This is a genomic window from Natrarchaeobius oligotrophus, from assembly GCF_003841465.1.
GTDB lineage: Archaea > Halobacteriota > Halobacteria > Halobacteriales > Natrialbaceae > Natrarchaeobius > Natrarchaeobius oligotrophus.
The window spans coordinates 23,624-50,022 of record NZ_REFZ01000021.1 but is presented as its reverse complement, the minus strand read 5'-3'; the positions used below and the strand labels follow the sequence as shown (position 1 = coordinate 50,022).

The 26,399-nt window shown below is 60.9% G+C and carries 22 protein-coding genes and 2 pseudogenes; 12 read left to right on the top strand and 12 right to left on the bottom strand.

The genetic code is table 11. The features are described 5' to 3' along the window. Window positions 1-183: 183 nt before the first annotated feature. Window positions 184-381 (bottom strand): annotated as a pseudogene (locus tag EA472_RS19355) (IS6 family transposase); the annotation flags it as partial. A gap of 134 nt (window positions 382-515) precedes the next feature. Here EA472_RS19355 and EA472_RS19350 point away from each other — a divergent pair. The 4 genes from EA472_RS19350 (at window position 516) to EA472_RS19340 (ending at window position 4,577) form a co-directional block, all read left to right on the top strand. Continuing rightward, entirely contained in the window at window positions 516-1,244 is a 729-nt protein-coding gene (locus tag EA472_RS19350) for a class I SAM-dependent methyltransferase (protein ID WP_165874945.1), read from the top strand. 110 nt (window positions 1,245-1,354) lie between these two features. Then, on the top strand, window positions 1,355-2,629 hold the full coding sequence (locus EA472_RS19345) for an O-antigen ligase family protein (RefSeq protein WP_124193149.1): 1,275 nt from the start codon (window positions 1,355-1,357) through the stop codon (window positions 2,627-2,629). Window positions 2,630-3,029: 400 nt separating this feature from the next. Next, complete coding sequence (locus EA472_RS23445) at window positions 3,030-3,119, top strand: hypothetical protein (RefSeq protein WP_394341357.1); 90 nt, start codon at window positions 3,030-3,032, stop codon at window positions 3,117-3,119. Window positions 3,120-3,458: 339 nt separating this feature from the next. Next, window positions 3,459-4,577, top strand: coding sequence for a glycosyltransferase (locus tag EA472_RS19340; RefSeq protein WP_124193148.1), 1,119 nt, complete (start codon window positions 3,459-3,461; stop codon window positions 4,575-4,577). Between the two features lie 28 nt (window positions 4,578-4,605). On the opposite strand, the gene EA472_RS19335 is transcribed toward EA472_RS19340, so the two are convergent. The 4 genes and pseudogenes from EA472_RS19335 to EA472_RS19325 all read right to left on the bottom strand — a co-directional run bounded on the left by EA472_RS19335 (window position 4,606) and on the right by EA472_RS19325 (window position 7,247). Next, complete coding sequence (locus tag EA472_RS19335) at window positions 4,606-5,436, bottom strand: glycosyltransferase (protein WP_124193147.1); 831 nt, start codon at window positions 5,434-5,436, stop codon at window positions 4,606-4,608. Between the two features lie 139 nt (window positions 5,437-5,575). Beyond that, a pseudogene (locus EA472_RS23440) lies at window positions 5,576-5,772 on the bottom strand (sugar transferase); the annotation flags it as partial. Between the two features lie 183 nt (window positions 5,773-5,955). Beyond that, complete coding sequence (locus tag EA472_RS19330) at window positions 5,956-6,972, bottom strand: SDR family oxidoreductase (protein WP_124193151.1); 1,017 nt, start codon at window positions 6,970-6,972, stop codon at window positions 5,956-5,958. An 8-nt stretch (window positions 6,973-6,980) separates the two neighbouring features. Next, window positions 6,981-7,247, bottom strand: a complete 267-nt coding sequence (locus tag EA472_RS19325; protein ID WP_124193146.1) for a hypothetical protein — start codon at window positions 7,245-7,247, stop codon at window positions 6,981-6,983. 596 nt (window positions 7,248-7,843) lie between these two features. Here EA472_RS19325 and EA472_RS19320 point away from each other — a divergent pair. Next, window positions 7,844-8,818: an NAD-dependent epimerase/dehydratase family protein gene (locus EA472_RS19320; protein ID WP_124193145.1), complete on the top strand. Its 975-nt coding sequence runs from the start codon at window positions 7,844-7,846 to the stop codon at window positions 8,816-8,818. Then, entirely contained in the window at window positions 8,818-10,185 is a 1,368-nt protein-coding gene (locus EA472_RS19315) for a nucleotide sugar dehydrogenase (RefSeq protein WP_124193144.1), read from the top strand. The genes EA472_RS19320 and EA472_RS19315 overlap by 1 nt, the downstream gene beginning before the upstream one ends. On the opposite strand, the gene EA472_RS19310 is transcribed toward EA472_RS19315, so the two are convergent. The 4 genes from EA472_RS19310 to EA472_RS19295 all read right to left on the bottom strand — a co-directional run bounded on the left by EA472_RS19310 (window position 10,134) and on the right by EA472_RS19295 (window position 17,638). After that, window positions 10,134-11,582, bottom strand: coding sequence for a sugar transferase (locus EA472_RS19310; protein WP_124193143.1), 1,449 nt, complete (start codon window positions 11,580-11,582; stop codon window positions 10,134-10,136). The two genes, EA472_RS19315 and EA472_RS19310, sit on opposite strands and share 52 nt — an antisense overlap. A 591-nt stretch (window positions 11,583-12,173) precedes the next feature. Continuing rightward, window positions 12,174-14,612, bottom strand: a complete 2,439-nt coding sequence (locus tag EA472_RS19305; protein ID WP_124193142.1) for an MFS transporter — start codon at window positions 14,610-14,612, stop codon at window positions 12,174-12,176. Between the two features lie 311 nt (window positions 14,613-14,923). Then, the gene (aglF, locus tag EA472_RS19300; RefSeq protein WP_124193141.1) at window positions 14,924-15,697 is read right to left on the bottom strand and encodes a UTP--glucose-1-phosphate uridylyltransferase AglF; all 774 of its coding nucleotides are present in this window, start codon (window positions 15,695-15,697) and stop codon (window positions 14,924-14,926) included. 819 nt (window positions 15,698-16,516) lie between these two features. Beyond that, window positions 16,517-17,638, bottom strand: a complete 1,122-nt coding sequence (locus EA472_RS19295) for a winged helix-turn-helix domain-containing protein (protein WP_124193140.1) — start codon at window positions 17,636-17,638, stop codon at window positions 16,517-16,519. A 295-nt stretch (window positions 17,639-17,933) separates the two neighbouring features. On the opposite strand from EA472_RS19295, the gene EA472_RS19290 reads away from it, so the two are divergent. Further along, window positions 17,934-18,635, top strand: a complete 702-nt coding sequence (locus tag EA472_RS19290) for a phosphatase PAP2 family protein (protein WP_124193139.1) — start codon at window positions 17,934-17,936, stop codon at window positions 18,633-18,635. Window positions 18,636-18,677: 42 nt separating this feature from the next. Here the strand turns inward: EA472_RS19290 and EA472_RS19285 are convergent, their stop codons facing one another. Then, on the bottom strand, window positions 18,678-19,415 hold the full coding sequence (locus EA472_RS19285; protein ID WP_124193138.1) for a hypothetical protein: 738 nt from the start codon (window positions 19,413-19,415) through the stop codon (window positions 18,678-18,680). A gap of 178 nt (window positions 19,416-19,593) precedes the next feature. On the opposite strand from EA472_RS19285, the gene EA472_RS19280 reads away from it, so the two are divergent. Beyond that, on the top strand, window positions 19,594-20,370 hold the full coding sequence (locus tag EA472_RS19280; protein ID WP_124193137.1) for an AAA family ATPase: 777 nt from the start codon (window positions 19,594-19,596) through the stop codon (window positions 20,368-20,370). 118 nt (window positions 20,371-20,488) lie between these two features. Here the strand turns inward: EA472_RS19280 and EA472_RS19275 are convergent, their stop codons facing one another. Then, window positions 20,489-21,646, bottom strand: a complete 1,158-nt coding sequence (locus tag EA472_RS19275; protein ID WP_124193136.1) for a CBS domain-containing protein — start codon at window positions 21,644-21,646, stop codon at window positions 20,489-20,491. Between the two features lie 99 nt (window positions 21,647-21,745). On the opposite strand from EA472_RS19275, the gene EA472_RS19270 reads away from it, so the two are divergent. The 4 genes from EA472_RS19270 (at window position 21,746) to EA472_RS19255 (ending at window position 24,914) form a co-directional block, all read left to right on the top strand. Further along, complete coding sequence (locus tag EA472_RS19270) at window positions 21,746-22,063, top strand: lycopene cyclase domain-containing protein (RefSeq protein WP_124193135.1); 318 nt, start codon at window positions 21,746-21,748, stop codon at window positions 22,061-22,063. A gap of 301 nt (window positions 22,064-22,364) precedes the next feature. Further along, a complete protein-coding gene (locus tag EA472_RS19265) occupies window positions 22,365-23,126 on the top strand; it encodes a CAP domain-containing protein (RefSeq protein ID WP_124193134.1) in 762 nt (253 codons plus the stop codon). A gap of 216 nt (window positions 23,127-23,342) precedes the next feature. After that, window positions 23,343-24,125, top strand: coding sequence for a YihY/virulence factor BrkB family protein (locus EA472_RS19260; protein ID WP_124193133.1), 783 nt, complete (start codon window positions 23,343-23,345; stop codon window positions 24,123-24,125). A 63-nt stretch (window positions 24,126-24,188) separates the two neighbouring features. After that, window positions 24,189-24,914 (top strand): hypothetical protein, encoded by a 726-nt coding sequence (locus EA472_RS19255; RefSeq protein ID WP_207891189.1) that lies wholly within the window; start codon window positions 24,189-24,191, stop codon window positions 24,912-24,914. Between the two features lie 17 nt (window positions 24,915-24,931). On the opposite strand, the gene EA472_RS19250 is transcribed toward EA472_RS19255, so the two are convergent. Continuing rightward, a complete protein-coding gene (locus EA472_RS19250) occupies window positions 24,932-25,840 on the bottom strand; it encodes an AEC family transporter (protein ID WP_124193132.1) in 909 nt (302 codons plus the stop codon). Window positions 25,841-26,399: the final 559 nt, after the last annotated feature.

Below are 26,399 nucleotides of genomic sequence, written 5' to 3'. Positions count from 1 at the left end.
CGAGGGCAAAGACCACTTCCGTGAGTTTCTCAGCGAGACGTTTCTTCGGTTGAGTCAGCGACTTAGCTTTGCTGTTGACTGGATTGAGACCTTTCTTCCCGATATTCAGGTGTTACAGTGATCACTCCGGTCGTCGCGGGTCGATCTGGGCTTCTGAAAGCGTGTGTGTGTGTGTGTGTGTGTGTGTGTCCAGTTCCATATTACGCCGTGAGATCGGTCAATACCGAGTAATTCGAGCACTGCGATGGCCTTCCGAATTGACAATCCCATCGAATGCGGGCGCACCCCGAGCATCCTGACGGGTGTCGGGGTGCGCTCGTTCTTCCAAACCTCATCACAGTCCACATCTAAGGTCTCTCTGAGTAGGTTGGCGAGTTGCACAGGCACTTCTCGCCATCATCTGCTCATTCCTCAAACTCTCATTTAGCCAGCGCTATTTAATATATTTTCTTGCTCTACTGATATTCATTTATAAATTGATAAACGTTATGTGTCTGATTGGTGGTCATAGGGTTATGAAGGCAGTTCGAGCCTCTAACCTAATTGACTCAAATGATGTTGATCCGGAGCATGACCATCTGTTGAATATGTACACCGGACGGTTATCGAGATACTATCATCGCCGGCTTGATATGGCATTGCAAGCGGCTCCTGATTTGACAGACAAGACAGTTCTTCAACTCGGAAGCGGAAATGCAGTTTTTTCCCTTACGCTACTTCGAGATGCAAAAGGCGTATACGCCGTTGAAATTTCCCGTTCAAAAATTGATGATGGTCTCGATATTCTGGATCGTACTGGGGCCTCAACTGATCACCTGTCAATAATTCATGCGGATGGAACACGAATGCCAATGCAAGATGACGCTGTTGATGTCGCATTTGCTTTAGACACATTAGAGCATATACCCAATGAGCGACGTGCGGTTGAAGAACTGCGACGCGTTCTTTCGAATGAGGGGCGGCTCATAATTAGCGCTCCTCTTGAATTGGGCTTTCCAATCATTTACAGAGATATATATCGACTCATGACTGGGCGCCGACAAAACTCAAAGTCTATATCAGAATATATTTCAGCCGCTGCGAAACGTCCGCCCGTGGACAATCCAACCGAACATCGAGGCTATGATTATCGGCAAACGATCGAATTCTGTAGAAACGAATTTTCAAACGTATCTGTTGAGTACTGTCCCTTTGATCCCCTCAAATGGATCAATCCAACTTCGATTATCTCTGCTGATTGCTGACTACTCATTGCAATCACGAAGATCGGATTCTATCACACATACATACAATATTATATCCCCCTGATTTTCGTTCCCACGAAACAGCACCGTTTGGCTTGAGGGATAGATTAATGTTGCAGATCATAGTACCTGATTTGGCACCAATGAGATATCGTAGCTCCTACTCAATTATGGTCTGTGCAGGTATTCTTCTATACATTTTCACCGAATTTCGGTCGCCATTTGGCGTCCGATATTTACCATTTGCTTTTCTCATTGGGCAGGTTATAATATTCTCATTGGTCGTGGCCATACTTTTCTATTATGATAAATTCCGCTTTCAGCATAAAGCGGTACCAGTTATCGGGCTTCTGATTGCTTTCGTAATGCTGAGCCTTCTTAGTAGTCATTGGTCGGAATATCCCCGCTTGACGGCTCAGCGCTCGCTAATTACTTTTCTTAGCCCTGTTGCAATGATTGCTGTTGTAGCTGCTGACCGTCATCCCAAACAAACCTTTTGGACTCTCTCAATGACTATATTTTCTGTAGGGACATCTCTAAGTATAATAGGCATAATATTGTATATATTTGGGGAGACAATGGTGATCGACGGATATACTGTACAAAGTATTTCCGTTGCTGGTATGAGTGTTGGTCAAGAAGCCTTTGGTAATGATGAACGGATTGGCTCATTATTGCATAATCCGAACTCCCTTGCTGGATTTTTGGCAATCTCCCTGGCAGTGAGTGTTGGATTGGGAATCAAATCTTTCCCTACAGTATTTTTTTCCGGGGCAATTTTACAACTCATAGCACTTGTACTAACGTTGTCAAGAACTGGATTTATTGCTGCAGTAGCTTCGCTTAGTGTGATTACAGTATTGAAAATCAATGACGAAATAAATGTTGGACACATACTTAAAACAGCATCAGTGCCGGCAGTTGTTGGTGTCTTTTTCTTGTTGCAGTCAGACGAGGCTGACCGCTTAACATCAATTTCATTTGACACTCGGCTACATATTTGGAGACCATTGCTTTCATCGGTCCCTGATAATCCAATCTTTGGTATCGGATTCGGTGTTTCAAGCGAGTCAATTCTAAAACCCGCAGGAATTGAAGCTAGTACTCATAGCGATTATTTTGCTATCCTTGCTGAACTTGGACTGGTCGGGTTCATCTTATTTGTTCTACTATTAACTAGCGCTATAGGCGTTGGAGTGAAAAACTATATGTCAACCAATCCCCATTCCGAACCTCGGCTTCGTTTAACAATAGCTCTTGCTGTGTTGCTTTCACTCAGTCTACATGGTGCTGCCGAAACGACAATGACCGGTCCCGGTTATAGGCAAGTTATTTGGGCTTATATGTTAGCGACTGTCATTAACCTCACTCAGTATCGTGAGTGAGGGTTCGTATCTCTTGGGCCCGTAGAGAGCCTCATGACAACGTGAAGGTAGGTTGGATGGTGCTGATAAGGAGACAGTTACGCCAGCAACTGCGCACGGAGACGGATGTAAAAGCGGTCAACCGCCCCGGAAGTGCGCTGCTGTATGGACAGGAAAAATCACCAGCTCAAGGAGTCCTTTGCTTCCCCCGAACAGACGGCGTATGATTACCACAACACTGTCACCCAGTGCGGTTGGGTTGCGCTCGGCACCTCCCTCGGTCAGGTTAATCCACTCGTCTCACCGATGGCCGGTGGGCAGAACTGACGTTGACGCCGCCAGCGTCACCGTCAGAAGCAGGTTACGATAATCCGACGTGGATGCTAGCTCTTGTCCGTGAGCACATTTCTGAGACGTTCACATGTATCGTGTGATTGAGCGGGCGGGCCTGTTCTACCAGACAGCTCGCCCGCGTCACTACAAAGCAGATCTCGTCGAACAATGGCGCTGACATGAAAAGATCAAAGAAGTGACCGACACTGAAGGCGACAGGCTACCGGATCATCGTTTTTGGTTAGAACACGTAGGTGATCAAAACCGAGTAAAAACACGCGTGGTTTAAGCGGCCGTCCGAAACTGTCGGTCTTGGGTGGTCAAGCCTCAATCAATCTTTTGGGCCCGGTCATCGGTGACGGTGTTCCTTTCGTTTCATCTGTCGAGGGACCATTTACCAGGAAGGATATCGTACACTTTCTGCTAGCACTCCAACAGAGTCTAACCAAATGCTAACGTTGTGTACCATCACAATTACAGAAGCTGGTTATATGAAAGATTGAGAGGGGTAGACGCAATGAAAATCACGGTTCTCGTTGGAACACTCTCCATCGGTGGTGCTGAAAAAGTTGCCGTAAATCTCGCCAACGGATTCGCTGATCGAGGCTACGAAACTGATCTTGTGGTCTTAAAGGATGAAGGACCACTCGCAAGTAATCTTGATGAGAAAGTCACTCTCAATCCATTGTATGCATCAAGAGTTAGATGGAGTTTACCGTCCATAATCAGATATCTGAATAGGAGGCGGCCGGACGTAGTAATTTCCGTGATGACCGTTGAGAATGCGCTGACGGTCTTGTCAGCAAAAATATCGCGGTATCAGCCAATGGTGATAGTGACTGAACACTCTGTTCGAAGTGATCGTACTTGGAAAAGTGTAGCGTTCAAGGGCGATTTTTTGTTGGGAATGGCCACATACAACAAATCAGACGAAATTGTTGCAGTCTCAGATTCTGTTGCTCGCGACGTGTTGAGCTGGTCAAATGTTTCTCGAAAGGATATTACCGTTATCCATAATCCAGTAGAACTCGCCTCACCAGTTAATAATACAGACGAAGTCTCGTGCTCAGTCACGGAGCAACACGAATGGTTTTCGTTGAATGAGCCAGTCCTTTTAGCTGCTGGTAGATATACTCCAGAAAAGGACTTCTCTACGTTGATACGAGCGTTTAGTAAAGTTAGTGAAAGGATCAGGGGACGGCTGATGATCCTAGGAGATGGGGAACAACGCAATGAACTGGAAACACTCTCCAAGGAACTCGCCGTCAAGGACCGAGTTTGTCTGTATGGTTTTGTCGACGATCCGTACCCGTATATGAAGGCGGCTGATCTGTTTGTTCTTTCGTCCCGTTCAGAGGGGTTCGGAAACGTGTTGGTTGAAGCCATGTCGTGTGGAACACCGGTCGTGGCAACGAAATGTGGCAGTGGTCCCGTGACAATTCTTGATGACGGTACGTACGGCCCACTGATTCCCGTAGGCAATGTATCTCAGATGGCTAAGACAATACTGGAAACTCTTTCTGATCCACCCGATTCAGAAGTGCTCCGTGACCGGGCACAAGATTTCAGTGTAGAAACAATCGTTTCACAGTATCTTGAGTTGATAGATGCAAAATTGACACAGCGAGGGGTGTGATTACACTTATCTTCTTAAGAGTATTAATTTAACTCCGTAAAATAGACTGGTAGACCCGCTTGCGAACCACGTTGGGAGTCAACCGGAGTGGGATTCTTGCTACTATGTTGAGCAGGAACACGACGGGGGAAACTGAACTATGCTTCAGGAACTCATGTTGGATCCGAATTTCCGTTCGGGCATACCTCAATCCGCCTCGTCTGTCGAACAGATCATTACCCGTACGACACTTCACTAGAACAGTGGGCAGGTTCGCGATCGTGTGTCCCTGGGACAACATTCGCATCCAAAGTTCGTAATCCTGCATTGAGCGAAAAGATCGGTAGTTACCGGCCTCGAGTACCGCCTCTCGACGGAACATCACAGTCGGGTGGTTCACTGGACACCGGAAGCGGGCGAAGGATCGAACGCGCTCAGGGTCAACGGGCACTTCGCGGATTTGTCCTGATTCGTTGGGATCTCTGCTAAATTCCATCACGTAACCGCCGAGAACATCGATCTCAGGATTGGCAGAGAGATATGCCAACTGATCCTGAAAACGGGTCTCGACGGCGACATCGTCCGCATCCATTCGAGCAATTAGATCGTTGGAACATGCCTCGACACCTACGCGAAGCGCGACACCCAGTCCACGGTTCGTGGACAGAGAGATTATCTGTACTGTGTCTGGATATTGTCTTTTGAACGACGTGATCACTTCCTTGAGATTGACAGGTAACGGTCCGTCCTCTACGATCAGAACTTCGTCCGGAGGTATCGTCTGGTCGAACACGCTCTTGAGTGCTGTCCGTACGTGATCAGCTGTTTCGTCACGATAGACCGACATCAGTACTGAGAAGGAGGTATGGTTCGTAGTCATCTGGATCGACCCTCCTTGAAGTTGGCGTAGCTACCCTCTGTTCGATGGAGGTCGAATTCCCGCGATGAAATAATCGATCGATCCCAACCGCTATTCAGTAACGGAGTGAACATATCGATCGGCGTACTATCGATCAAATTCATCGGCAGAGTATTTCCAGCATGCCCCACGCCTGCCGCACAACAATCTTCATATCGAGTCATAACGACGGCACCGGATCTATTCGAGTTCTTAGCGCAGTTTCATTTCGGCATTGGTACTGGACAGGACGTTCATCTGTGTCAGGCCGGGTTTGACGAACCAGCGCTTGCGCCACGTTGGTGTGTCTTCCTCGAGAGGTAGTATCATTCACGAGTTTGCACGAGACGAGTTCGGCGAATGTGCGAAAATCGACCGGAACGCCGTCTAACGTCCACCCATTGCGGCTGGTGTTGACTGCGAGGACATCCTCAACGTCATCCACTCCGTGAAACGTGACCATCGCATCCACGACTGGGGCGAGGTCTGGCTGGTCGGTCATCAGGACGTACTAGACGGTGACGTCCGGGTTTGTTGCGTCCCTCGTACCAGCGGTTCGTACCACTCCCGGTTCTGCCGATACCAGTCGACGAACTTCGAAACACCTTCCCGAATTCCGGTCGACGGCTTGTAATCGAGCAAATCGCAGGCTTTCGAAACGTCTGCATGGGTGTGACGTGCGTCGGCTTCTTTCGGCTCCGCGTACTCGAGGTCGACGTTCGCCCCCGTTTCCTCGATGACGTGGTTGGCGAGTTCTTCGATCGTAATCGTTCGGGTCGAGCCGACGTTGACGATCTCGCCGTCACATTCTGCGCTTTCGAGTAGCGTGAGGTTGGCATCGACGACGTCGTTGATGTAGGTAAAATCGCGGGTCTGCTGTCCATCGCCGTAGATGACGGGCGGATCTCCGTTGAGACACCGCGAAGTGAAGTTGGTGATCGCCATATTCGGACGCATCCGCGGTCCGTAGACCGTAAAGTACCTGAGCGTGACGGTCGGGACGTCGTAGATCTCGTCCCAGAGTCGGCAGTAGTGCTCCCCGGCTAGTTTGGTTACGCCGTACGGGCTCTGTGGGACGGTCTGGTGGTCCTCGTCGTACGGGAGGTACTCGACTTCGCCGTAGACTGACGACGACGACGCGTTGACGAACCGTCGAATGCCGAACTCGTCCGCCGCGATCAGCAGCGTAAGGAGCCCGGTCGTATTGATCCTGTGAGGCTTCTTTGGATTTTCGACGCTCGTTCGGACGCCCGCCTGCGCCGCCTGATGATAGATGACCTCGACGTCGTGACTCGAGAGGATATCGCGGACGAGTTTCTCGTCGGTGACCGACCCCTCGACGAACCGAAACCGATCACCGCCAGCTTCGCGACAAAGCTCCAAGTTTCGTTCTTTGATCCGAAGATCGTAGTACGGATCTAGAACGTCGAGAACAGTGACCTCGTGTCCTCGTTCTAGGAGTTCAGTAGCGATGTGTGATCCGATAAACCCTGCACCACCGGTTACGAGTGCGTGCATCATACTGATCACGTCCTCCCTGCCGACATGTTCCCCGTCTCAGATTCTATCCTACCGACTCTGACCAATGCGGGTAGTATACGTTCCTTCTCTCGACCACGGTCGCTTGGAGGGGCGACGACACTGAACAGTTCTGGGACGTTAATCTCGAGCAGAGTATCGTACACGCCTTCAACGATTGGTCTCTCATCGATCTCGACGAGCGCTTGCAATTCGTCTTTGATTAGCGCCCGGTGATGCACTCTGTTTACCGCTGCCAGAACGACGGTTTCCATGTCCTCGGGCTGTACGGACCCGGTTAAATAACTGATTCACGTAACTGCTAGTTATCGAATCGTATCGATTCGAAGCGACGTATTGCAGCGACGGACGGGCCACACCTGCCTGATGCTCTCGCGGATAACAAGCGTGTTAAACAGTTGTTCTCGGCAATCACTCTGCGTACAGCGAGACCGCACTAGTCCCTCTCGGCCGATGTCTACGCTTGGCCGCTGATGTTTCTCCGGCATCGGCATCGCAATAGTGCGTGTGTGCCCATACTAGCGTTACAGGTGGATTGAGAGCTAGTGCTCCATAGCTACCAAATGTAAGATTGGCTGTCTAAATTCCCTTTCTGGCTTGAAACCAGACTAGATTCGTTACGAGCATCTAGTGCGCTCACAGCTTCGCTCATAGTCTCAAATACGTCAGTCTGTCAGCCCAGAGGAAATTTTCATTCTGAACTATACGATTATCATCCGCCCTCCCGAAAGGAAACGGTTTGATCTTCGAGGTAAAGTTTACGATTTCAACATAATTTCAGAAGTTATCCTTCGGTTGCTCCAGTCACCGTCGTAATGGCTAAGCCGGAAGCAAATGGCCGTACTGTGTCATGAAAACGCTCGTCACGGGAGGTGCCGGCTTCATCGGCTCCCATCTCGTCGACTCCCTGCTCAAGGACCCGTCCAGAGACGTCCTAGTCGTCGACGACTTCTCGACAGGATCGATCGACAACCTTCCCGACTCGGATCGCCTCGAGGTCGTCTCGTCGGATATCCGAAGCGAGCCCGTCGTCAGGGAGGCCGTCAAGCGCGTCGACGAGATCTACCACCTCGCGGCAGCCGTGGGCGTCGAGAAGATCGTGGACGAACCGCTCGAGAGCCTCGAGACCAACCTTCGGGGAACGGAACTCGTCCTCGGGGCCGCCTCGACGTACGACGTCCCGACGTTCGTCGCATCCTCCTCGGAGGTGTACGGAAAGGACGAGTCGGTCCCGTTCGACGAGTCCGACGACCGCACCCTCGGTCCGACGGAGAGTCTCCGCTGGAGCTACGCCTCGGCGAAGGCGGTCGACGAGATGTTCGCCCTCGCGTATTACGAGAAACACGGGCTTCCGGTCGTCGTCGGCAGATACTTCAACATCGTGGGCCCCCGACAGTCCGGTCAGTACGGGATGGTCGTGCCGACGTTCGTCGAGCAGGCCCTGAACGACGAGCCACTGACCGTCTACGGCGACGGGACCCAGACGCGGAGTTTTACCCACGTGAGGGATGCGGTCGAGATCACGCGTGAGTTGCTCGAGACGCCAGCCGCCCACGGCGACGTCTACAACGTGGGATCGCCGCATCCGACGAGCATCAACGATCTCGCCGAGCTGGTGATCGACCTCGCCGACTCCGATTCCGAGATCGAACACGTTCCATACGAGGTCGCCTTCGACGAGCAGTTCGAAGAGCCCCAACAGCGCGAACCGGACGTAACGAAACTCGAGCGCACGCTCGGCTGGCATCCCGAAACAGATCTCGTTCGGACCGTTCGAGACGTCATCGAGGAACGCCGGCCGGCAGAGTACGGGCAGGTGGTCTGATGACGGCCATCGGGCGGAAAGTCGAGAGCAGATCGGCGACCGTCGCGGTCGTCGGCGTCGGCTACGTCGGGCTCCCCCTGGCGTGTCACTTCTCCACGGCGGGATTCGACGTCGTCGGCTTCGACGTCGACGAGGACCGAATGGCCGCCCTCCGGAACGGATCGTCGTACGTCGACGACGTTCCCGACCGTGACGTCACCGAGGCGCTCGAAGCGGGCTTCGAACCGACTACGGACCCGACGCGCCTCTCGGCGGCCGACGCCTTCGTCGTCGCCGTCCCGACGGGTATGAACGGCGACGAACCGGACATGAGCGCCGTTCGAATCGCGAGCCGCACCATCGCCAAATACGCTCCCGATCGGGAGATCCTCTACGTCTGTTCCAGCACGGTGTACCCGGGTGCGGCCGACGAGATCGTCAGGGACGAACTTCGAGTATTCGGGCGGACGCCGGGCGACGACGCCCTCGTCGCCGTCGTTCCGGAACGGATCGATCCGGGCGGGGAGTACCCCTTCGAGGAGATCCCCCTGATCGTCGGCGCCGACACCGACCGCGAGCGAACAGCCGCGCGGGCGCTGTTCGATGCTGTCACCGTGAAAACCGTGCCGGTTAACTCGACGAAGGCCGCCGAGATGACGAAGACGCTCGAGAACACCTACCGGATGGTGAACATCGGCCTCGTCAACGAAGTCGCGCGCTACGCCGAGGAGATCGGCGTCGACGTCTGGGAGGTGATCGACGCCGCGGACACCAAACCCTTCGGCTTCCAGGCGTTCTACCCCGGACCGGGAGTGGGCGGCCACTGTATTCCGATCGATCCTCGATTTCTCACCTGGCTCGGTCGTCGCCACGACCAACCGCTCGAGATGGTCGAACAGGCCAACGGGATGAACGGCCGGATGCCAGTACACGTCGTCGATCGGCTCCGAACGGCTCTCGAAGCGCGAGGAGTTCCCCTTGAGGACGCGAACGTGGCCGTTCTCGGCCTCACGTACAAACCGGACGTCGCAGACGTCCGGAACGCACCGGCGCTGACGATCTACGAGTCGCTCGTGTCCAGGGGTGCGAGCGTCGTCCCCGTCGATCCCCACGTGGACAGCGTTGCCGTCGACGGCGAACGGGTAGAGCCGGAGCCGGAAATCGATCGCGACGTGATCTCCGGATCCGACGTCGTTCTCTTGCTGGTCGATCACGACGATTTCGAGTACGGCCCGCTTGAAGACGCTCCGCTGGTCTTCGACGCACAGGACGCCCTTCCGTCGGATCTGTCGATGCCCGTTCTCCGGCTCGGCGACGGGACCACGACGGAGGTGGATCAGCGTCGTCTGGCGAGTTCCGCCACGTCTTCGACGACCTTCCAGAGCTGACGGAGCAGGATTTTCGTATCGAGCAGCAGCGACTGATTTCGAATGTAGTGGAGATCGTACTGGATCTTCTCGGCCGGCTCCTGGCTGGTCGCGTCGTTGATCTGGGCGAGTCCCGTGAGTCCGGGTTTGACGAACCATCGCTGCTTCCACTGGATCGCCTCGTTTTCGAACTCCGGCTCGAGTTCCGTCTGGGCGGGCCGGGGGCCGACGACGCTCATGTCGCCGACGAGGATCGACCACAACTGCGGAATCTCGTCGAGGTGCGTCGTCCGGAGGAACGATCCCAGCGGCGTCCGTCGGTGCTCGTCGATCACGGTGCCGACCTCCCCGCCTTTCTCCGGTTTGAGCGTCCTGAACTTTAACACCTGGAAGGTCTCTCCGTAGAGGTACGTCCGCGTCTGGCTGAAGAAGATCGGTCCCTCGCCCTCGAGTTTGATCGCGAGCACGATCCCGAGCACGATCGGCGAGACGGCGATCAGCGCCGCGCCGGCGACGACGACGTCGAACGTTCGCTTGAGGAGGTGATCGAGCGCGTCCCACGGTTCGATCTCGATGTCGGCGAGCGTACTGACCGCGTCGTCGGCGACGAGTACCTTGTCGACGTAATCGCCGTGAACCTTCGCCGCGATCCCGTGTTTGTGACAGACGTCCAGTGCTCCGAAAAACTCCGCGCGATCGGCCCGTCGAAACGCCAGTACGACCGTATCGATATCGTTCTCGACGAGAGTGTCCTCGAGTCGTGACAGCCCTCCGAGGCGGTCCGGAAGCTCAATTCGATCCGCGCTATCGGCCTCGGCCCCGGCGAGTGGCTCCTCGAAGATAGCGCCGCCGTCGGCCAACGTCGGGGCCCCGTTCGGGTCGTCCACGGTCGTGACCACGGACGGGCAGAGATAGCCGAGAACGGTTCCCGAAACCGCGGTGGCGACGCGCTGAATCTGGTCGGCGTCGTCGCCGACGACAATCGTTCGACCCTCGTCGCCGTTCGGCCGGCGCCGGATCCAGACGAACCATAGCGGGAGGGAGACGCCGAGCGTTCCGACGATCATCACGAGCGTCGCCCGGGGCAGCCGGTACGACCAGTTGAAGTAGCCGAGCGCCGCCAGCGCGAGCCCGGCGACGATAACTCGCTTCCCGACGAGAACGGCAGTGTCGAGGACGCGACGCGGCTGGGGTCTGTACAGCGGAACGAGACTCGCAGTCACGGCACCGACGCTCAACGCGAGCGCCTGGTAGAGCGACGAACCGGTCAGCACCGTCGCCTCGAGACGATTGAACAGCGGAACGTAGGTCGTAAACAACACCTGTGACGTCGGATGGTTCGACACCGCGACGGCACCGACGGTCAGTACTAGGACGCCGATCACGCTCACCACTCGATACCGCCATCCGGTCACCATTTACCGCGTGGCACATTCACCGTTCTCATAACCCATTTGGTTTTTTCTCGAGATAATTGAGGAGCGGAATCTATTCCGGTCGCTTCAATTGTGTATTCAGTCGTCGAAATCATGTGGCTGTCGATAACGTGGAACGTACGCTGCCGGATGTGGCTCGAACGGTCCAATTACATATCCACTCCGGACGTTGCACGAGGCCCTCTTCCGAATAATGTGGCCTCTCACGCGATCCCGGTACTTCGTTTCGTGTTCTCAATCACGGCGTATCCTCGAGGCAATACGGAGTTGCCGAACGGAAACGATAGCCGAGCCCGTGTCTCGAGTCCACCGGCGTCGGTAGCGTAGTTCGGTCTAGTCGGACGACTAGGACCGTTCGATTCACTCGAATCGGCCGCCCGGACGAACGACAGGGACTGGGTGTAAGGGGCGAGGCCGTCGACGACGGCGGATTCGCCAAGCACCGCAGCGACCGGCGGGATCGAGGAGCGCAGGTGTGGTCCCCCGAGTCGACAGCCTGGGGGCTTTCAGATTCGTTTCGGCAGTAGCAACGACAGATCCGCCGATCGAGATCCGCCACACGGATGGCGACGCTCACTCGAGTTCGATCGTCTCCCCGCCTTCGACCGCGTCGGGCGAAACGTCGATCTCGCGGTCACCCACCGTGTACTCGCCCGGATAGGGAACCGTCACCGTCGCCGTTCCGTTCTCGTCGACGATTACCTCTCGTTCGTAGGAGAACGTCTCACCAGTGACGGTCACCCCGGTCTCGGGCGCCACGGTCTCACCCGGTTCGCCGGGGACGGTGATCGTCGCGCCGGGGACCACCGCGAAGGCCGTCACGTCGTCGGTCACGTAGATTGCCCGGTAGTGCTCGAGCGGCTCGGTCTCCTCGCCGCCGGTGCCGAGTTCGTGGTGAAGTCGCACCTGCGAACTCTCCTCGTCGTATCCGCCCGCGCTCGTCATCACGACGTACCCGACGTCGTCCTCGTCGAAGCGCTCGTACCAGCCGTCGGGATCGTCGTCGGACTGAAACTCCGCGAAGTGTTGCGACGCGTACCAGTAGGTCTGAGATTCCCCGTTGACGAAGTAGTTGTACATCCGGTTGTCACCCCAGTTGCTCAGGACGTAGTTTTCGGGGTACTCCCGCTCCGCATCGGTCGCGTGTTCGTCGATAGTCGTGGCGGCTTCGAACTGGGTGTCGCCGTGTGTGATCTGTGCGGTCAGCGACGGCGCGAAGATCAGGCTCATTCCACAGATCAGGAGTACGATCCAGACCAGGGCCACGATCGTCCGAAGATCGGTTGGGACGACGATACTGCGTTTCCGTCCGCCGTCGGAAACCGTGCCGCGATTCGCCGACGTCTCCACTCGATCCGAATCGCCACCGCTGCGAAACGGTCCGGGAACTCGGGCGAGTTCGATGCGGGCCAGCAGGTAGACGAGTCCTAGCCCGCCGAGTACCGAGAGCGGGATCGTCAGCTGGCCCGCGAACCGTCCCTGGAACGCCGCCAGTACGAGCCAGAAGAGCGCGTAGATGGCGATCAGCAGCCATCCGGGTTCGTAGCGTCGATAGACGGCCCACCAGGCCCATCCCAGTGCCATTATCGCGAGGTAGAAGTCGAGCCCGAGCTGGATCATCGGTTCGAAGATGAACGCGTTGTCCGCCGCGAAGATCGATCCCGATTCGGTCCCCTCCTCCCGGAAGAACAGGTCGTCCGCTCGCTCGATCAACCGGTTCCACTCGGTCGAATGGTACGTCCGAAGCGCCCAGAGCCCGGCCCCGACCAGGACGATCTCGAGTCCGAGAAACGGTGCAGTCGGCCACTCGAGGCGGTACCACAGTTCCCCGAGCCCCATCACGGCGAGCGAACCGACGACCACGAGAAACGGGACGACCACGATGAACGACTCGTGCCATCCCAGACCGAGGTGCAACGCCGTGGTAAGCCCCCATCCGAGGATCAGACCGACCACGACGGACGCGTTCGCCAGCACCGGCGAGAGACCTGCTCGAGCGTCGAGCGGCGCTTTCAATCCAACGTACGCCGCGAGGGGAACGAGCATCAGTATCGATCCGCCCCAGGCGTGCATGGAGAGGGCGATCGATACGCCGAGGACGACGCTCGCGAGCCACGTCCACGGGGACAGGAGGTGACCACGGACGGATTCGAGTCCGCCATCCGTCGAACTGGCCCGCCGCCGCTGGAGGTCGACCGCCAGCCAGGCCAGCGCCAGCATCGTCACGCCGAGCCAGAAGTACTGGTGGAGTCGGTGCTCGAGGAATCCGATCCCGGTGTAGACGGCGTGAGCGGGAGTCAGCGCGAAGAGGATGACCGACGCGATACCCACCCGCACGTCGTCGGCGACGACGACCGCGAGCCAGTAGACGACGACTCCCAGCGCGAGCGTTGCAACGACGGGAAGCCAGGCGGCGACCATATCGGCAGCCCACTGGTCCCCACCGAGGAGTTCGGCGAGAAACCAGTGTGTCGCGTGGGTCAGCGGCCGGCGTTCGACGGCCCCCGGGGGCAGGTTCGCGACGATACCGACGTCCGTGATCCCGTTCGACTCCGCGAGCAGTTCTTCCATCCAGTAGCGGTAGTAATAGGGGTCGTTCGCCGGCGAAACGACCTGCCCATCCTCTCTTATCACCTCCCGGTAGTTCAGGATCCGCATTCCGAACAGAAAGACGAGCGCACCGACGAGCGCACCGACCGCACGCAGATCGAGGGTGATCGGACTCGATAGCGAGAGGTCAAACGCAATCCCACTCGACTCGAGTTCACTCCCCTCGAGTCCTGCCCGTACCCCTTCGCGACTCGAAATTCTGTACTCGCCGTCGACTTTCGTCACGATTCCGCGGGAGACGAGTTCGCCGAACGTGCCGGAGTCCACTGGCACGTCGTCGAAGGTCCACGTGTCGTGGTCAGCGTCAACCGCGAGAACTGACTCGATCTTCCGGTCGCCCTCGTCGTACTCCTCGCAGAAGGTCGCTGTCGCGTCGGCGATGGCGGTGGGTTCGTCGACCATTACGATCTACCGTTGTGTATGCGATCCGTCCGCTCGAAATTCCCAGAATGGATGAGTCCCGGGTAGTCTTCCGGCGAGTTTGGCGGTTGGATCAAAGGGAGGACGACACACATAACATCTCGATGACGGCCCTCGAGCCCGATTCGAGACGGGCAACTATTGTTTGCATTCGCTTACACGCATCCTCGATCGAACGCCCGTCATCACGCCGATGTAATCTTATCCAACTCGAACGAGCCCATTTCGAGTGGCGGCGAACTGGGTGTGCCCGTCCTGTGGAAAGTCGATCGTGGAGGAGTAGCAGCATTCTCTCAGTCCGTTCCCTGTTCGGCCAGCTGGTCGACCTCCGTGCCCGTCTCACCGAAGCCAGCCGTCCCGTCTTGCAGCCGCTCCTCCGCGCGGTCGCGGTCGTCGGGGTAGCCCACGTCGACCCGCCAGCCCTCCATCCGGATCGCGTCGATCGTCCGTCCGGACTGGATGAGCAGGTCGATGGCGTCGGGCAGTTCGTACTCGCCGCGGTCGCTCTGTTGGACCAGCTGGCAGGCGTGAAAGATCGCGGGCGTGAACGTGTAAAAGCCGGTCATCACCAGGTTCGACGGTGGCTCGTCGGGCTTTTCGACCACCTCGACGATCTCGCCGTACTCGTTCGTATCCAGCACGCCGTACCGGGAGGCCTCCTCGTAGGGGACCTGTTCGACGAGGAACGCGGCGTCCGCGCGTTCCTCTCGCTGACGGTTGACCACGTCCGCTAAGTTGGCCCGGAAGACGTTGTCCCCGAGCATCAACGCGAAGTCGTCGTCGACGAGCGGCTCGACCTGGCGAATCGCGTGGGCGAGCCCCAGCTGTTCGCGCTGGTGGGCGTACGTGATCGGAACGCCCTCGTAGGCGTCGCCGTACCGGTCGATGAGCTGTTCTTTGAGGTAACCGACGACGACGATCAGTTCGTCGGCACCGATCTCGAGGAGGTTGTCGAAGACGTCCTCGACGATCGGTCGCCCGTCGACTTCCACGAGCGCTTTCGGTTTCTCGTCTGTGAGCGGCCGGAGGCGGGTCCCCTTTCCTGCCGCCAGGACGACAGCTTGCATGTGCGACCACCACTCCGAACCCCGGTAAATAGCTGGTCCCGGTAATCGCATGCTACGCTCGGGGGTCGCCGACCCGCCGGTCGAGGCTCGAATCCGGCCGGCGACGCGCCTCGAACCGGTCCGGCGTTCTCGGAACGCGCCTCGAGTGCAGTCGGCGCCGGCGTCGGATCGTCGGACATCGAGACGGCCGAGCGATCCCGGGTCGGCGGTGACGAGAACTCATCACGAAAGAGGTACTTTCCGTCGTCTCCGGTCGCGCTGGAAGCGCCGAACCGGTCGACCGGACCGCTAGTACTAGGATCGCCCCTAGAGTTCCGACCGACGGGACGCGTCGAATCGACCGTTCTCGGTCTCGATCCTCTCCCTCGGAGGCCACTCGACCGCGCGCCTCCAGGCGAATCGAACCGACCGATCGGCGGATCCGCCGCTCGAGGTCCGAGCGGACGCGAACTTCGCGTTCGCGCGCCGGCAGTGGACGATCGCGAACCGTTCGCACTAGTATCGATCCGCGTAGACGGCGTCCGCTACTAGTCCGCCGTCCCGTTTACGTCGTCGGATCGACAGTAACTGGCGGCGAGTCGGTGGTTACTCGCGACGAGTCGACGGTAATCGTTTGGTACCGCGACTCGAGGGGAGCGGTGGCTCGGACGGGCGGACGTCCCTACTTGAGCGAAGTAGCGTACCCGTGGCTCGTGGCGTGATCGACGAGCGACGGCTCACGCGGTCGGAACCCGACGTGAGAGAACGGCTCCGCCCGATCGTCGAACGGGCGCATCCGACTCGAGAGCGCGATCGGCGTCTTCGAGACGGGTGTGCCGGTCAGGGGGATTCGCCCTCGGACGCGAGCAGCGCCGCCACGATTCGTCGTTCGTCGTCCTCGGTGACGTGGTCCGCGCCGAGACAGGCCCGCAAAATCATGTGGACGAGTTCGGGATCGGTCGGAATCTCCGCCCGTCCGGACGACGCCCGGTCGCCTCCCGTCGGATCCGCTGCAATCGTCTCCTCGAGCGCCTCGAGACGCCGCGTCATCCGTGTGAGCTCCTCGGAAACCTCCCCGAGCGAGTCGTCGATCGCGCCCGCGGTCGGCGCCGTCTCATCGGCGTCGGCGGTCCGTTCCGTCCGATCGAACCCGTCGACAGAATCCGATTCGGCATCGTCGTCGCCCGAGTCGGGTCCGTCGTCGTCATCGACCGAACCGAGTTCAGTACCGTCGGCGGTCGAATCGGATCGATCGTCCTCGAGTTCCGGTGAAGCGCCGTTCGCGGCGACCGGGCGAACGTTGTCCGCGTCGCGCTCGACGGTCCGTTCGTCGCGAGCGAAGCCGGAATCACCGTCGAACAGCGCCGACACGATCCGCCGGCGCTCGGACCAGTCGAACCCGTCGATCCCGTTCACCCGCTGGCTGATCGTCGCGCTGGTGACGCCGAGATTGTCGGCGAGTTCCGCCTGCGTCGCCGTCGGATGCGCGCGGATCTCCCGGAGAGTCTCGAGTTGCTTCTCGGTGACGTCGGACGGCTCGATCCGCTCGGCGACCGCCTCGGCCGACGGGGATTCGGACTCGCCCGCTCGGTGGTCGCCTACGGTCGCTGACTGCGGCGACTCCTCCTCCGCGTGATCGGTTCCGTCGCCGTCACGTTCCCGTTCGTCCGTCGCCGGAGTTTCCGTCCCAACCGCTCCCTCATTTTCCGTCTCGGCCGCCGTCGCGTTCTCAGTCTCCGTCGTCGCTCCGTCCTCCGGCTCGGCCGACGCCGGATCGCCGTACTCGTTCAGCACCTTCTCGACGATTTCGATGGTCGCGCCGCTGACCGTCTCCGCGAGTTCCTCCATCGTCGCTCCCGGCCGGGATTCGGCGGCGTCGAGGATCTTCTTGTGAACTACCGCTCGAGGGGCGGAGACGCCGTTATCACGCCGCTGGCCGGATGACAAACTCGAGTCACTCATACGTTCTCACTGATTGACACCCACTCAACACACACAACCCCAACTGATGTGTTATAATTTTTTCAAGCTGGACGGACAGACGGGCGATCCTGAACGTCACCGCGGACGGCGTCGTTCACCGGATACCTCGCGTCCAGGGCCGGAGCGGGCGACAGGGGAGAATCGGGTGGCTGTCGCGAACTCGTCGTCTCGCCGACCGGCGGGCGGTCGCGCTCAAGAGTTAACTTCCGCGCCGGTGTAGCCCGTTCCAGCGCCGCCAACGGACCACGGTTCCCCCGCGAACGGCCACTCGAATATGGATCGAGACGTCGGCGTCACGGAGTTGATACGGTCGAACCTTCCCGAGTGGACGGTGCCGCTGTTCGAGGTCGCCGCGTCGTTCGGCGACGAACTGCTCGCGGTCGGCGTCCTCGGCCTGGTCGCCGCCGTCGGCGTCGTCCGCTCGAGCCGCCGAGGCTCGGACCGGATTCTCGAGCATCGGACGGCGTCGCTGCTCGCGATCGTGCTCGGCGGGCTCGCGCTGACGCTCGTCCTGAAGACGGCGTTCGGCTTCTCGCGACCGCCGGCGGAGCTGCAGGCGATCCCCCGCGAGAGCGGCGGCTTCCCGAGCGGACACACGATGGCGGCGACGATCCTCTGGCTGTCGCTCGCGCGCTGGAGCGATCGAGGAAATCCGCGAGCGCGGCTGGTCGTCGCCTCGGCGCTGATCGGACTCGTCGGCTTCTCGCGGCTCGCGCTCGGCGTGCACTACCTCGTCGACGTGGTCGCCTCGGTCGGCTTCGGCGTCGCCTACCTCCTTCTCGCGGAGTCGTTCGCGGGGGCCGACCCCGCCAGGGCGTTCGGATTGGCGGTGGCTCTCGGCGTCGCCGCCGTGCTCGTGACCGGCGGCGCGACCGACGGCTGGCTCGCCTTCGCCGGCTGCGTCGGGGGCGCGACCGCCTGGTGGACGATCAGTCGGCCGACCGTCCGTCGAGCGTGGGCGACGGCGACGCGGTGACATCGTCGACCGTCTCGAGCGTCGTCGCGGTCCGCGGGCGGGTCACCCCTCGTCGCGCTCTCGGTGTTCGACGAGCGCCTCGTCGATCGTCAACTCGCCGGCGGCGACCCGGCGGGCGAGTTCCTCGTCGATCGCGCGATTCGTCTCGCTTCGTTCGCGGGAGCGGTCCTTGATCACCTGCAGTTCGCCCGCCGTCGGCTCGATCTCTCGAGCCTCGACGACCTCGCCCTCGAGGCGGGCGATGTTCACCGCGGCGAGGACGTCCTCCATCCCGCGGGCGCCGGTTCCGAGGTACGGCGTCGTGCCGGTTTCGTCGACGAGTTCGACCCTGACGTCCTCGAGTTCGTTGATCAATCTGGCGCTCTGGAGTCGCGAGCCGTCGCCGATGCGGACGACGGGGTCGGTCGCATCGCTCACCTCCTCCTGGACGACGTCGACGGCGGCTGACAGCGGCACCTGGAACGCCGCGACGACCGTCTCACCCGAAAGCACCGCGATTCCGGGTTTTCGTCCCGGATCGACGCCGACGATCGTTCGACCGGCGTCGCCGCGAACGGTCGTTAGCGCCTGGTCGACGGCGCGGCGCGGCTCCTCGGGCGCTGCGACGACCGTCGGGACGGGGGCGAACGACTCCTCGTCGGACGCCCCGGTGATCACGACGGCGGTTCGGTCCGGCAACTCGTCGTCGGGTTCGACGGTCGTGAACGTGGCACCGCGGTCGCGAAGCTCGCTGACGACCCCGTGGTAGACCTCGAAATCCGACGTGGCGACGACGATCACGCCACGACGTTCGACCCCGAAGTGAATATACTGTTCGTCCCCCGACTCGAGCGTTCGTAGTCGGGTCGAACTCGAGCGTGTCGCGGTCGAATCGGCTCGAGCGTTCGCAGTCGACGAAAACTCCGGACGTTGCGAACGGTTTCGGGGGCTTTTTGCGCGAACGGTTCCAACTGCGACCGTGAACGACGAGCCGATTCCGACCGGCTGTGGGCCGGTCGACGAGTTACTCGGCGGTGGATTCGAGCGGGGTACCGTCACGCAGCTGTACGGCTCGCCGGCCGCCGGCAAGACGAACCTGGCGCTGTCGGCCGCGGTCGAGACCGCCGTCGCCGGTGGGACGGTCGTCTACATCGATACGGAGGGCGTCTCGGTCGATCGGTTCGAACAGCTGCTGTCGGCGCGGGTGGACGGCGAGACGGACGCCCGAACGCGGACGCTCGAGGCGACCGAACCCGACGGAGACCGCGACGGCTCGGCAGATCCGGCCGCGGACGTCGAGTCGATCGCCTCCAGGATCGTCATCGAGGACGCGCTCGACTTCGACGAGCAGGCCGAGGCGGTCCGCGACGTCGAGGACTTCGCCGAGCGGGCGGATCTGGTCGTCGTCGACAGCGCGACCGGCTTCTACCGACTCGAGCGAACGGCCGACGGCGACGGCGGCGAAGCGCTCCGGCGGGTGACCCGGCAGGTGACACACCTGCTTTCGCTCGCCCGTAAACACGACCTGGCGGTCGTCCTGACCAACCAGGTGTTTTCCGATCCGGACTCCGATCGAACGCGCGGGCTCGGCGGGAACACCCTCGAGCACTGGACCGGCGTCGTCCTTCGCCTCGAGCGGTTTCGCGGCGGCAACCGACGGGCGACGCTCGAGAAACACCGGTCGAAGCCGGCCGGCGAGTCCGCCCAGTTCCGGATCACGGATTCGGGGGTCGAAGGCGGCGACGACCGGTTGTGAGGGAAAGATCGCACCGGAGCCGTTCGGCGACGAACCGACGGGACGGATCGATCCGAAAAATCGAGGGTTCGATCCCCGGTCAGCGTGTGGATTTGGCCAGTCTATTTCGCGCGAACGTTCACAGCTCGTTGAGCTTTCGCAGGAGCTGTCCGCGGTACTCCTCGTCGCTCGTGACTCCCTTGACCTCGAGGACGTTGCGCTCGAGTTTGTCGAGGGCGACGCGGAAGGCGTTCTCCGCGCCGTAGCCCTCTCCGGTGCCGGCGACCTGTCCCTTGTTGGTGCGCAGACGGATCTGACAGTGGATCAGCGGCGTTCCGCGCAGTTTCTCCTTGTGTTCTTTGAACCGGACGTGGGCGTGGAGCACCTGCATCTCGGCGTACTTGTCGGAGACCTCCGTGATGCTCTGGACGATCCCCTCTCGAGTGATCGTATCGAGAAGCGAGATGTTCGTGATCTGGACGTCCATGTGCTCTTGCTCGGTGAACGTCAGCGCGCGCAGGACGTCGGTTTTCGTGACGACGCCGATGACGATCCGATCGTCGTCGTCGGGCGTGACCATCAGCCCGCCGTAATCGAGCTCGAGCATCGTTTCGACGGCCTCCTCGGCGGTAGCGTCGAGTCTCGTCGTCTCCACCGGACTGTTCATGATGTCGTAGACGGGAACGTCGAGCATTCGCTCGTTGTCGCCGACCCGGTCGCCGGTGGTCATGCGTTCGTTCTCCCGGATGACGAAGTCGGCGATGTCGTGGGTCGTCACGACGCCGGTGAGGTAGTCGTTCTCGTTGAGAACCGGTATTCGGGAGATGCCGTGTTCGCGAAGGTTGTTGATCGCCTTTCCGATCCCGTCGTCCTCGCGGATCGTCACCGGATCGGCCGAGTAGACGTCCTCGACCGTGAGCGCGTCGAGATTCTCGAGGACCGCCTCGAGGAGGGCGTCGCTGCTGATCACCCCCCAGAGATCGCCGTTCTCGAAGACGGGTGCCATCTTCGCGTTGCTTTCGATCAGTACCCGGGCGGTTTCCCGAACGTCCTCGTCGCGACCGACTCGCGGTGCCGGGGCGCTCCGGCTCGGCTTGATCAGCGCCGCCACCTTCGCGTCGTCCTCGACGTGTGACTGGAGAACCTCTCGCTCGCTGATGACGCCCTCGTACTCCCCGTCGTCCGTGACGATAATTCCCTTGGGGTTGCCGTTCTCGAAGGTCGAACGGACCTTCCCCATGCGCGTGCCAACGTCCACTTCGATGTAGTCCTGGGTGGCGATATCAGCGATATTCATCGTTGTAGACGGATGTACTCCCGCGAGGGTTTTGAAGATACTGCCTGTTCCCGTTCGCTCGTGCCAACGATTTTGCCTTTCGCCGGCGTACGTCGGGGTATGCGAGTCGACATCAGCGTCCTCGGACGATACACCTACCTCGCAACGGAGCTGTTCTGGGGTGCCGTCGCCGCACTGTTGCTCCGGCGGGCGGGCGCGCTTCGGAAAGCCGCCGTGACGATCGCCGCGCTGTATCCGATCGCGTACGTCTGGGACCGCTACACCCTCGCAGTCGGCGTTTTCGACATCAAGCTCCGCACCGGTATCGACGTCGCCGGCATTCCGCTCGAGGAGCACCTGTTCATGGCCGTCGTCCCTGGACTCGTCCTCGGCGTCCACGAGACCATCTACGGGGACCGAGAGGAGCGGACGCGTTGACAGAGCGCGTGGAAATCGACTCGAGCACGTTCGGGGAGAGCAGGTCACCCGTTCCACCTCGCGGCGGCGGTTCGTCCGGTTCTCTCCCGTCCGAACCGTCCTCGATCGATTGCTCTCCCGTCCGAGCCGTCTCCGTCCATTTCTCCCCCGTCCGCGCCGTTTCCCCTCGAGTCGACGATCCGTCGTCCGCTCGCGACCGTGCCGAACCGTCCGGGAGCTGTGACAGTCCCGTCTCGTCACCTGTATCAGCCGCTGCAACCGATCCAGACCGTCTTATCCGGGGCCGATGACTCGAGAGACGATGGGACGAGGGCCGCCGACGGACCGACGGCGAGAGGGTCGCGGCTCGAGGGGAGTTGGGATCGTTCGAGCGGTGATCCGGCTGATCGTCGCGGCGGGACTGGTGACCGCGCTCGCGTTCGGCGCGGTGACGCTTGCGCCGACGTTTCTCGAGACGGTCGAGGACGTCGACGGCGTCGCGCCGCTGGATCGACCGGAGCCGAGTTCGGAGCCGCCGCCGGCCGGCGAACGCGACCCGGCCGTCTCCGATCCCGGCGATCCGGGAATCTCGAGCTACGAGACCGACGTCGAGGAAGTTACGTCCGACGCGGTCGAGGACTTCGTCCACGCCGAGGTGAACGACCGACGGGCCGACCACGGCCTCGAGCCCCTCGAGTGGGACGGCACGGTCGCCTCCGTCGCCCGGGCCCACAGCGTCGACATGGCCGAGCGAGACTACTTCGCTCACGTGAACCCGGACGACGAGGGTCCGTTCGATCGGTTCTCCGACGTCGACGGCTACTGTCGGGGCTACGGCGAGAACATCGCGCTGACGTGGCTCGATAGGCCGGTCGAACAGCCGGGCGACGGTGACGTCCGGGAGTACTACACCGCGGAAGGCGTCGCGGAGGGGCTCGTCGACCAGTGGATGAACTCGACGTCCCACCGCGAGGCCATCCTCGACGAACACGGCGGTCCCGCCTGGGACCGCGGCGGCGTCGGCGTCTACATCGACGACGACGGTGCGGTGTACGCGTCGCACAACTTCTGTCACGATCGGTGACGACGCCTCGAGCCGGTCGGTGATAGGAACGCGGCGACCCGACACGGTCATTGACGACGCCTCGAGCCGCCGATACGACTCCTCGAGCCGATACGTTCCGTGACGCGAGCCTCGAGACACCGGTGCGACGTTCGAGCCGTCGCGTTCGATTCCGTCGCCGGTTCGGAATCTGTGGTTCGGTAACAGATACTTGAGTTGCGCCGCCGTCTTGTCCGTATGGACGCGAAGGCGGGGCTGTTCGCGATCTATCGGACCGCGAGTGACCGCGACGTCACATTTTTGGCCGCCGGTTTCGCCTACTACGCGTTCGTCTCGCTGGTCCCGATGGTCCTGCTCGCGCTCGTCGTCGGCTCGCTGCTGGGCGGAGAAGCGGTCGCACAGCGGCTGATCCTCGTCGCCGGCGACTTCCTCCCGGAGGCCGGCGAAGACCTGGTCGTGGAGGCGCTAACCACGGAAGCCGGTCGGACGGAGGCGACCGTCGTCGCGCTCGGCGTCGCCGCGTGGGGCGCGCTCAAGGTGTTTCGCGGACTCAGCCGGGCGTTCGACGTCGTCTACGACGAGGTCGCCGAGGAGTCGTTCCTCGAGGAGGTCGTAAACGGGCTGGTCGTCATCCTCACCGGTACCGGCGCACTCGCGCTGATGATCGGACTCGGGACCGTCCTGGGGCTCGTCGCCGGCGTCGTGCCGTTCGCGTGGACGCTGAGCTGGCTCGCCCTGTTCGTCGGGCTCGTCCTCGTCTTCGTTCCGATCTACTACGTCCTCCCGCCGATTTCGGTCGATCTCCGCGAGGTGCTTCCGGGTGCGGTCTTCACCGCCGTCGGCTGGACGATCCTGCAGGCCGGCTTCCAGCTCTACGCGGCCAACGCCGGCCGGTACCAGGCCTACGGTGCCGTCGGAGTCGTCCTGTTGTTCGTCACCTGGCTCTACTTCGCCGGGATCATCATCCTGCTGGGAGCCGTCGTCAACGTCGTTCGATCGCGCCCGGCACTCGCGGCGTGATCTCGCGCGTGCACCCGTCCGGGTGGGAAAAGGCTATAGCGCCCGAGCGGACAGGCACCCACGATGAGCGACGAGCACTCGTCACGTCCCGCCGGAACCGGCGGAGACGAGCCAGCCGGTGGCTCCGACGACGACCGGGACGCCGATAACGACGGCACGGACGACGATTCGGACGCCGGCAGCCTCGAGCCCGGCGGCGGCCCACGTCGCGTCGTCTCGGACCAGAGCGTCGACGACATTCTCGCGTCGCTCGAGTCGACCAAAGGAGCGAGCGCGGACGAACCCGACCCGTCGTCGAACGAGTCCAGCAGTTCGTCCGCTCGCGACGGGTCGGCCGACGGCGAGTCGATCGGAGGGGAGATCGGTCGCGACTCCAGTCGGGATTCGTCCTCCGTCCTCGATCCGGACGCATCCGCCGTCGAGCGGTCGCCCGGCGACGATCTCGAGGCGCGCATCGAGCGCGGGCAGGTGACCGGCGCCGACGTCCGGGCGGCCGAGGCCGGCGACGGCCGCGAGTCGACCCCCGATATCGACGAGATCGACCTCTCGATGGACGATCTCGAGGCGACGGACGCCGGAGACGGAGCGACCGAGGGGACGGACGCGATCGCTCCGTCGGATGCGACCACGGACGACGAGCCCGGAATGACCCCCTCGAGCGACTCCGTCGAACGGCCGGACGACGAGCGCACGACAGCTGGACGGGCGGACGAGAAACACGCCCCCGGACGGGAGAGCGACGAACGAACCGGGCTGTTCGGACGGCTCCTGCGCCTTTTCTCGCGATAAGCACGCTTCCCGCGCGATCAGCTGACCAGCGTGATCAGGACGAACAGCGTCGCGATCGAGACCAGGGTGGTGGCGAAGACGTTCAGCGACGCGAACTCCCGGTCGCCGCCGAGTTTGGCCGCGAACACGTACGTCGAGACGGCCGTCGGGGTGCCGAGCATCACGACGCTGGCGGTGAACGTGGCCGAGTCGACCGCGAGCGCCGAGAAGACGAGCCACGCGAGGATCGGCATGCCGACGATCTTGAGCCCGACGACCGTGGAGACGGCACCGACGTCGATCGTAGACGCCTGGATCTGCAGCGACGCGCCGACGCAAAGCAGCGCGACCGGCAGCGCGAGCGCGCCGAGGGCGTCGAGACCGGTGGCGATCGCCGCCGGGATGCTCACGCCGGTCGAGCCGACGGCGAGACCGACCACCAGCGCCGCCAGGACGGGATTTCTCGCCAGGCCGCGCAGTTCGTCGCCCAGCGCCGCGTCGGCCCCGTTGAGCGTCGACAGGACGACGATCGTCAGCGGCAGCTGCGTCAGCGTCACGACGCCGAGGACGACGCTGGCGATGGCCGTCACCCGCGCGTCGAACGTCGCGGCCACGAGCGGAAGCCCCAGATAGCCGAGATTGGAGTGATACGACTGCACCATCGCCACGCTCGAGCGAGCGGACGTGGTGCCGTTTCGGTGAACGAGCCAGGAGAGGCCGGCCGTCGCGAACAGCACGACGAGCAGTCCACCGACCAGCGCGGGCGAGAGGAGATCAGCGACGTTCTGGTCGTACGTCGAGACGAAGATGAGCGCTGGGAGCGCGACGTAGTAGGCCACGGCGTTGAGCCCCGCCGTCCGTCGCCGGTCGAGCACGCCGCCCGCGCGGAGACCGGTTCCGACCAGCAACAGCGCGAGCAGCGCAAGCAGCCGACCCAGAAGCTCCATACCCACCTCGAGTCGACTCGGAGGTTTTACCGTTCGGTTTCCGCGCGGTCGCGACGACGCCACTCGAGGCCGTTCACCGACGGGTCGAGGCGGTCGAGGCGTGCCGGATCGTCACGGATCGGCGTCGTTCGCGAAAAAAGCGCGTTACGGGAGCGGTTCCCTCGCGGACCGACGCGCCGCTCGAGCCTCGTCCGACGCTCGGCGGATCGCCCGCCGGTGGTCGTCCCACGTCGCGTAGGGCGAGACGGGGGTGCTCCCGACCGGTATCCCGGCAGAACTATGCTTGTTAGTACCACGCATAGTAAAGAGACGTACGCCACCCACGATACTGAACGGTTGCGACGATTCGCCAGTAAATCACAGTTTCGGACAGTGTTTTTGGATGCGTGATGGTTTTTCTCGGAAAGCGGCGTCGTTTGCCGTGTCGAAATCGAGTCCGGATGAAACGCGGATCGGGCGATCGATCCGGACGTCAACCGGTCCGCGAATCGTCGACCGCGACTCGAGGAAGCTCGATCGTCTCCCGGTGTCTTCCGTGATTCGACGGACGGTCAACTCG

Coding starts and splice junctions, on each gene's coding strand:
- EA472_RS19330 (WP_124193151.1), bottom strand. CDS start 6,972: ATGCACGCACTCGTAACCGGTGGTGCAGGGTTTATCGGATCACACATC.
- EA472_RS19305 (WP_124193142.1), bottom strand. CDS start 14,612: ATGGTCGACGAACCCACCGCCATCGCCGACGCGACAGCGACCTTCTGC.
- EA472_RS19345 (WP_124193149.1), top strand. CDS start 1,355: ATGTTGCAGATCATAGTACCTGATTTGGCACCAATGAGATATCGTAGC.
- EA472_RS19335 (WP_124193147.1), bottom strand. CDS start 5,436: ATGACTACGAACCATACCTCCTTCTCAGTACTGATGTCGGTCTATCGT.
- EA472_RS19260 (WP_124193133.1), top strand. CDS start 23,343: ATGGACGCGAAGGCGGGGCTGTTCGCGATCTATCGGACCGCGAGTGAC.
- EA472_RS19315 (WP_124193144.1), top strand. CDS start 8,818: ATGACGGCCATCGGGCGGAAAGTCGAGAGCAGATCGGCGACCGTCGCG.
- EA472_RS19275 (WP_124193136.1), bottom strand. CDS start 21,646: ATGAATATCGCTGATATCGCCACCCAGGACTACATCGAAGTGGACGTT.
- EA472_RS19340 (WP_124193148.1), top strand. CDS start 3,459: ATGAAAATCACGGTTCTCGTTGGAACACTCTCCATCGGTGGTGCTGAA.
- EA472_RS19290 (WP_124193139.1), top strand. CDS start 17,934: ATGGATCGAGACGTCGGCGTCACGGAGTTGATACGGTCGAACCTTCCC.
- EA472_RS19250 (WP_124193132.1), bottom strand. CDS start 25,840: ATGGAGCTTCTGGGTCGGCTGCTTGCGCTGCTCGCGCTGTTGCTGGTC.
- EA472_RS23445 (WP_394341357.1), top strand. CDS start 3,030: ATGTATCGTGTGATTGAGCGGGCGGGCCTGTTCTACCAGACAGCTCGC.
- EA472_RS19255 (WP_207891189.1), top strand. CDS start 24,189: ATGAGCGACGAGCACTCGTCACGTCCCGCCGGAACCGGCGGAGACGAG.
- aglF (WP_124193141.1), bottom strand. CDS start 15,697: ATGCAAGCTGTCGTCCTGGCGGCAGGAAAGGGGACCCGCCTCCGGCCG.
- EA472_RS19310 (WP_124193143.1), bottom strand. CDS start 11,582: ATGGTGACCGGATGGCGGTATCGAGTGGTGAGCGTGATCGGCGTCCTA.
- EA472_RS19265 (WP_124193134.1), top strand. CDS start 22,365: ATGGGACGAGGGCCGCCGACGGACCGACGGCGAGAGGGTCGCGGCTCG.
- EA472_RS19295 (WP_124193140.1), bottom strand. CDS start 17,638: ATGAGTGACTCGAGTTTGTCATCCGGCCAGCGGCGTGATAACGGCGTC.
- EA472_RS19270 (WP_124193135.1), top strand. CDS start 21,746: ATGCGAGTCGACATCAGCGTCCTCGGACGATACACCTACCTCGCAACG.
- EA472_RS19320 (WP_124193145.1), top strand. CDS start 7,844: ATGAAAACGCTCGTCACGGGAGGTGCCGGCTTCATCGGCTCCCATCTC.
- EA472_RS19325 (WP_124193146.1), bottom strand. CDS start 7,247: ATGGAAACCGTCGTTCTGGCAGCGGTAAACAGAGTGCATCACCGGGCG.
- EA472_RS19350 (WP_165874945.1), top strand. CDS start 516: ATGAAGGCAGTTCGAGCCTCTAACCTAATTGACTCAAATGATGTTGAT.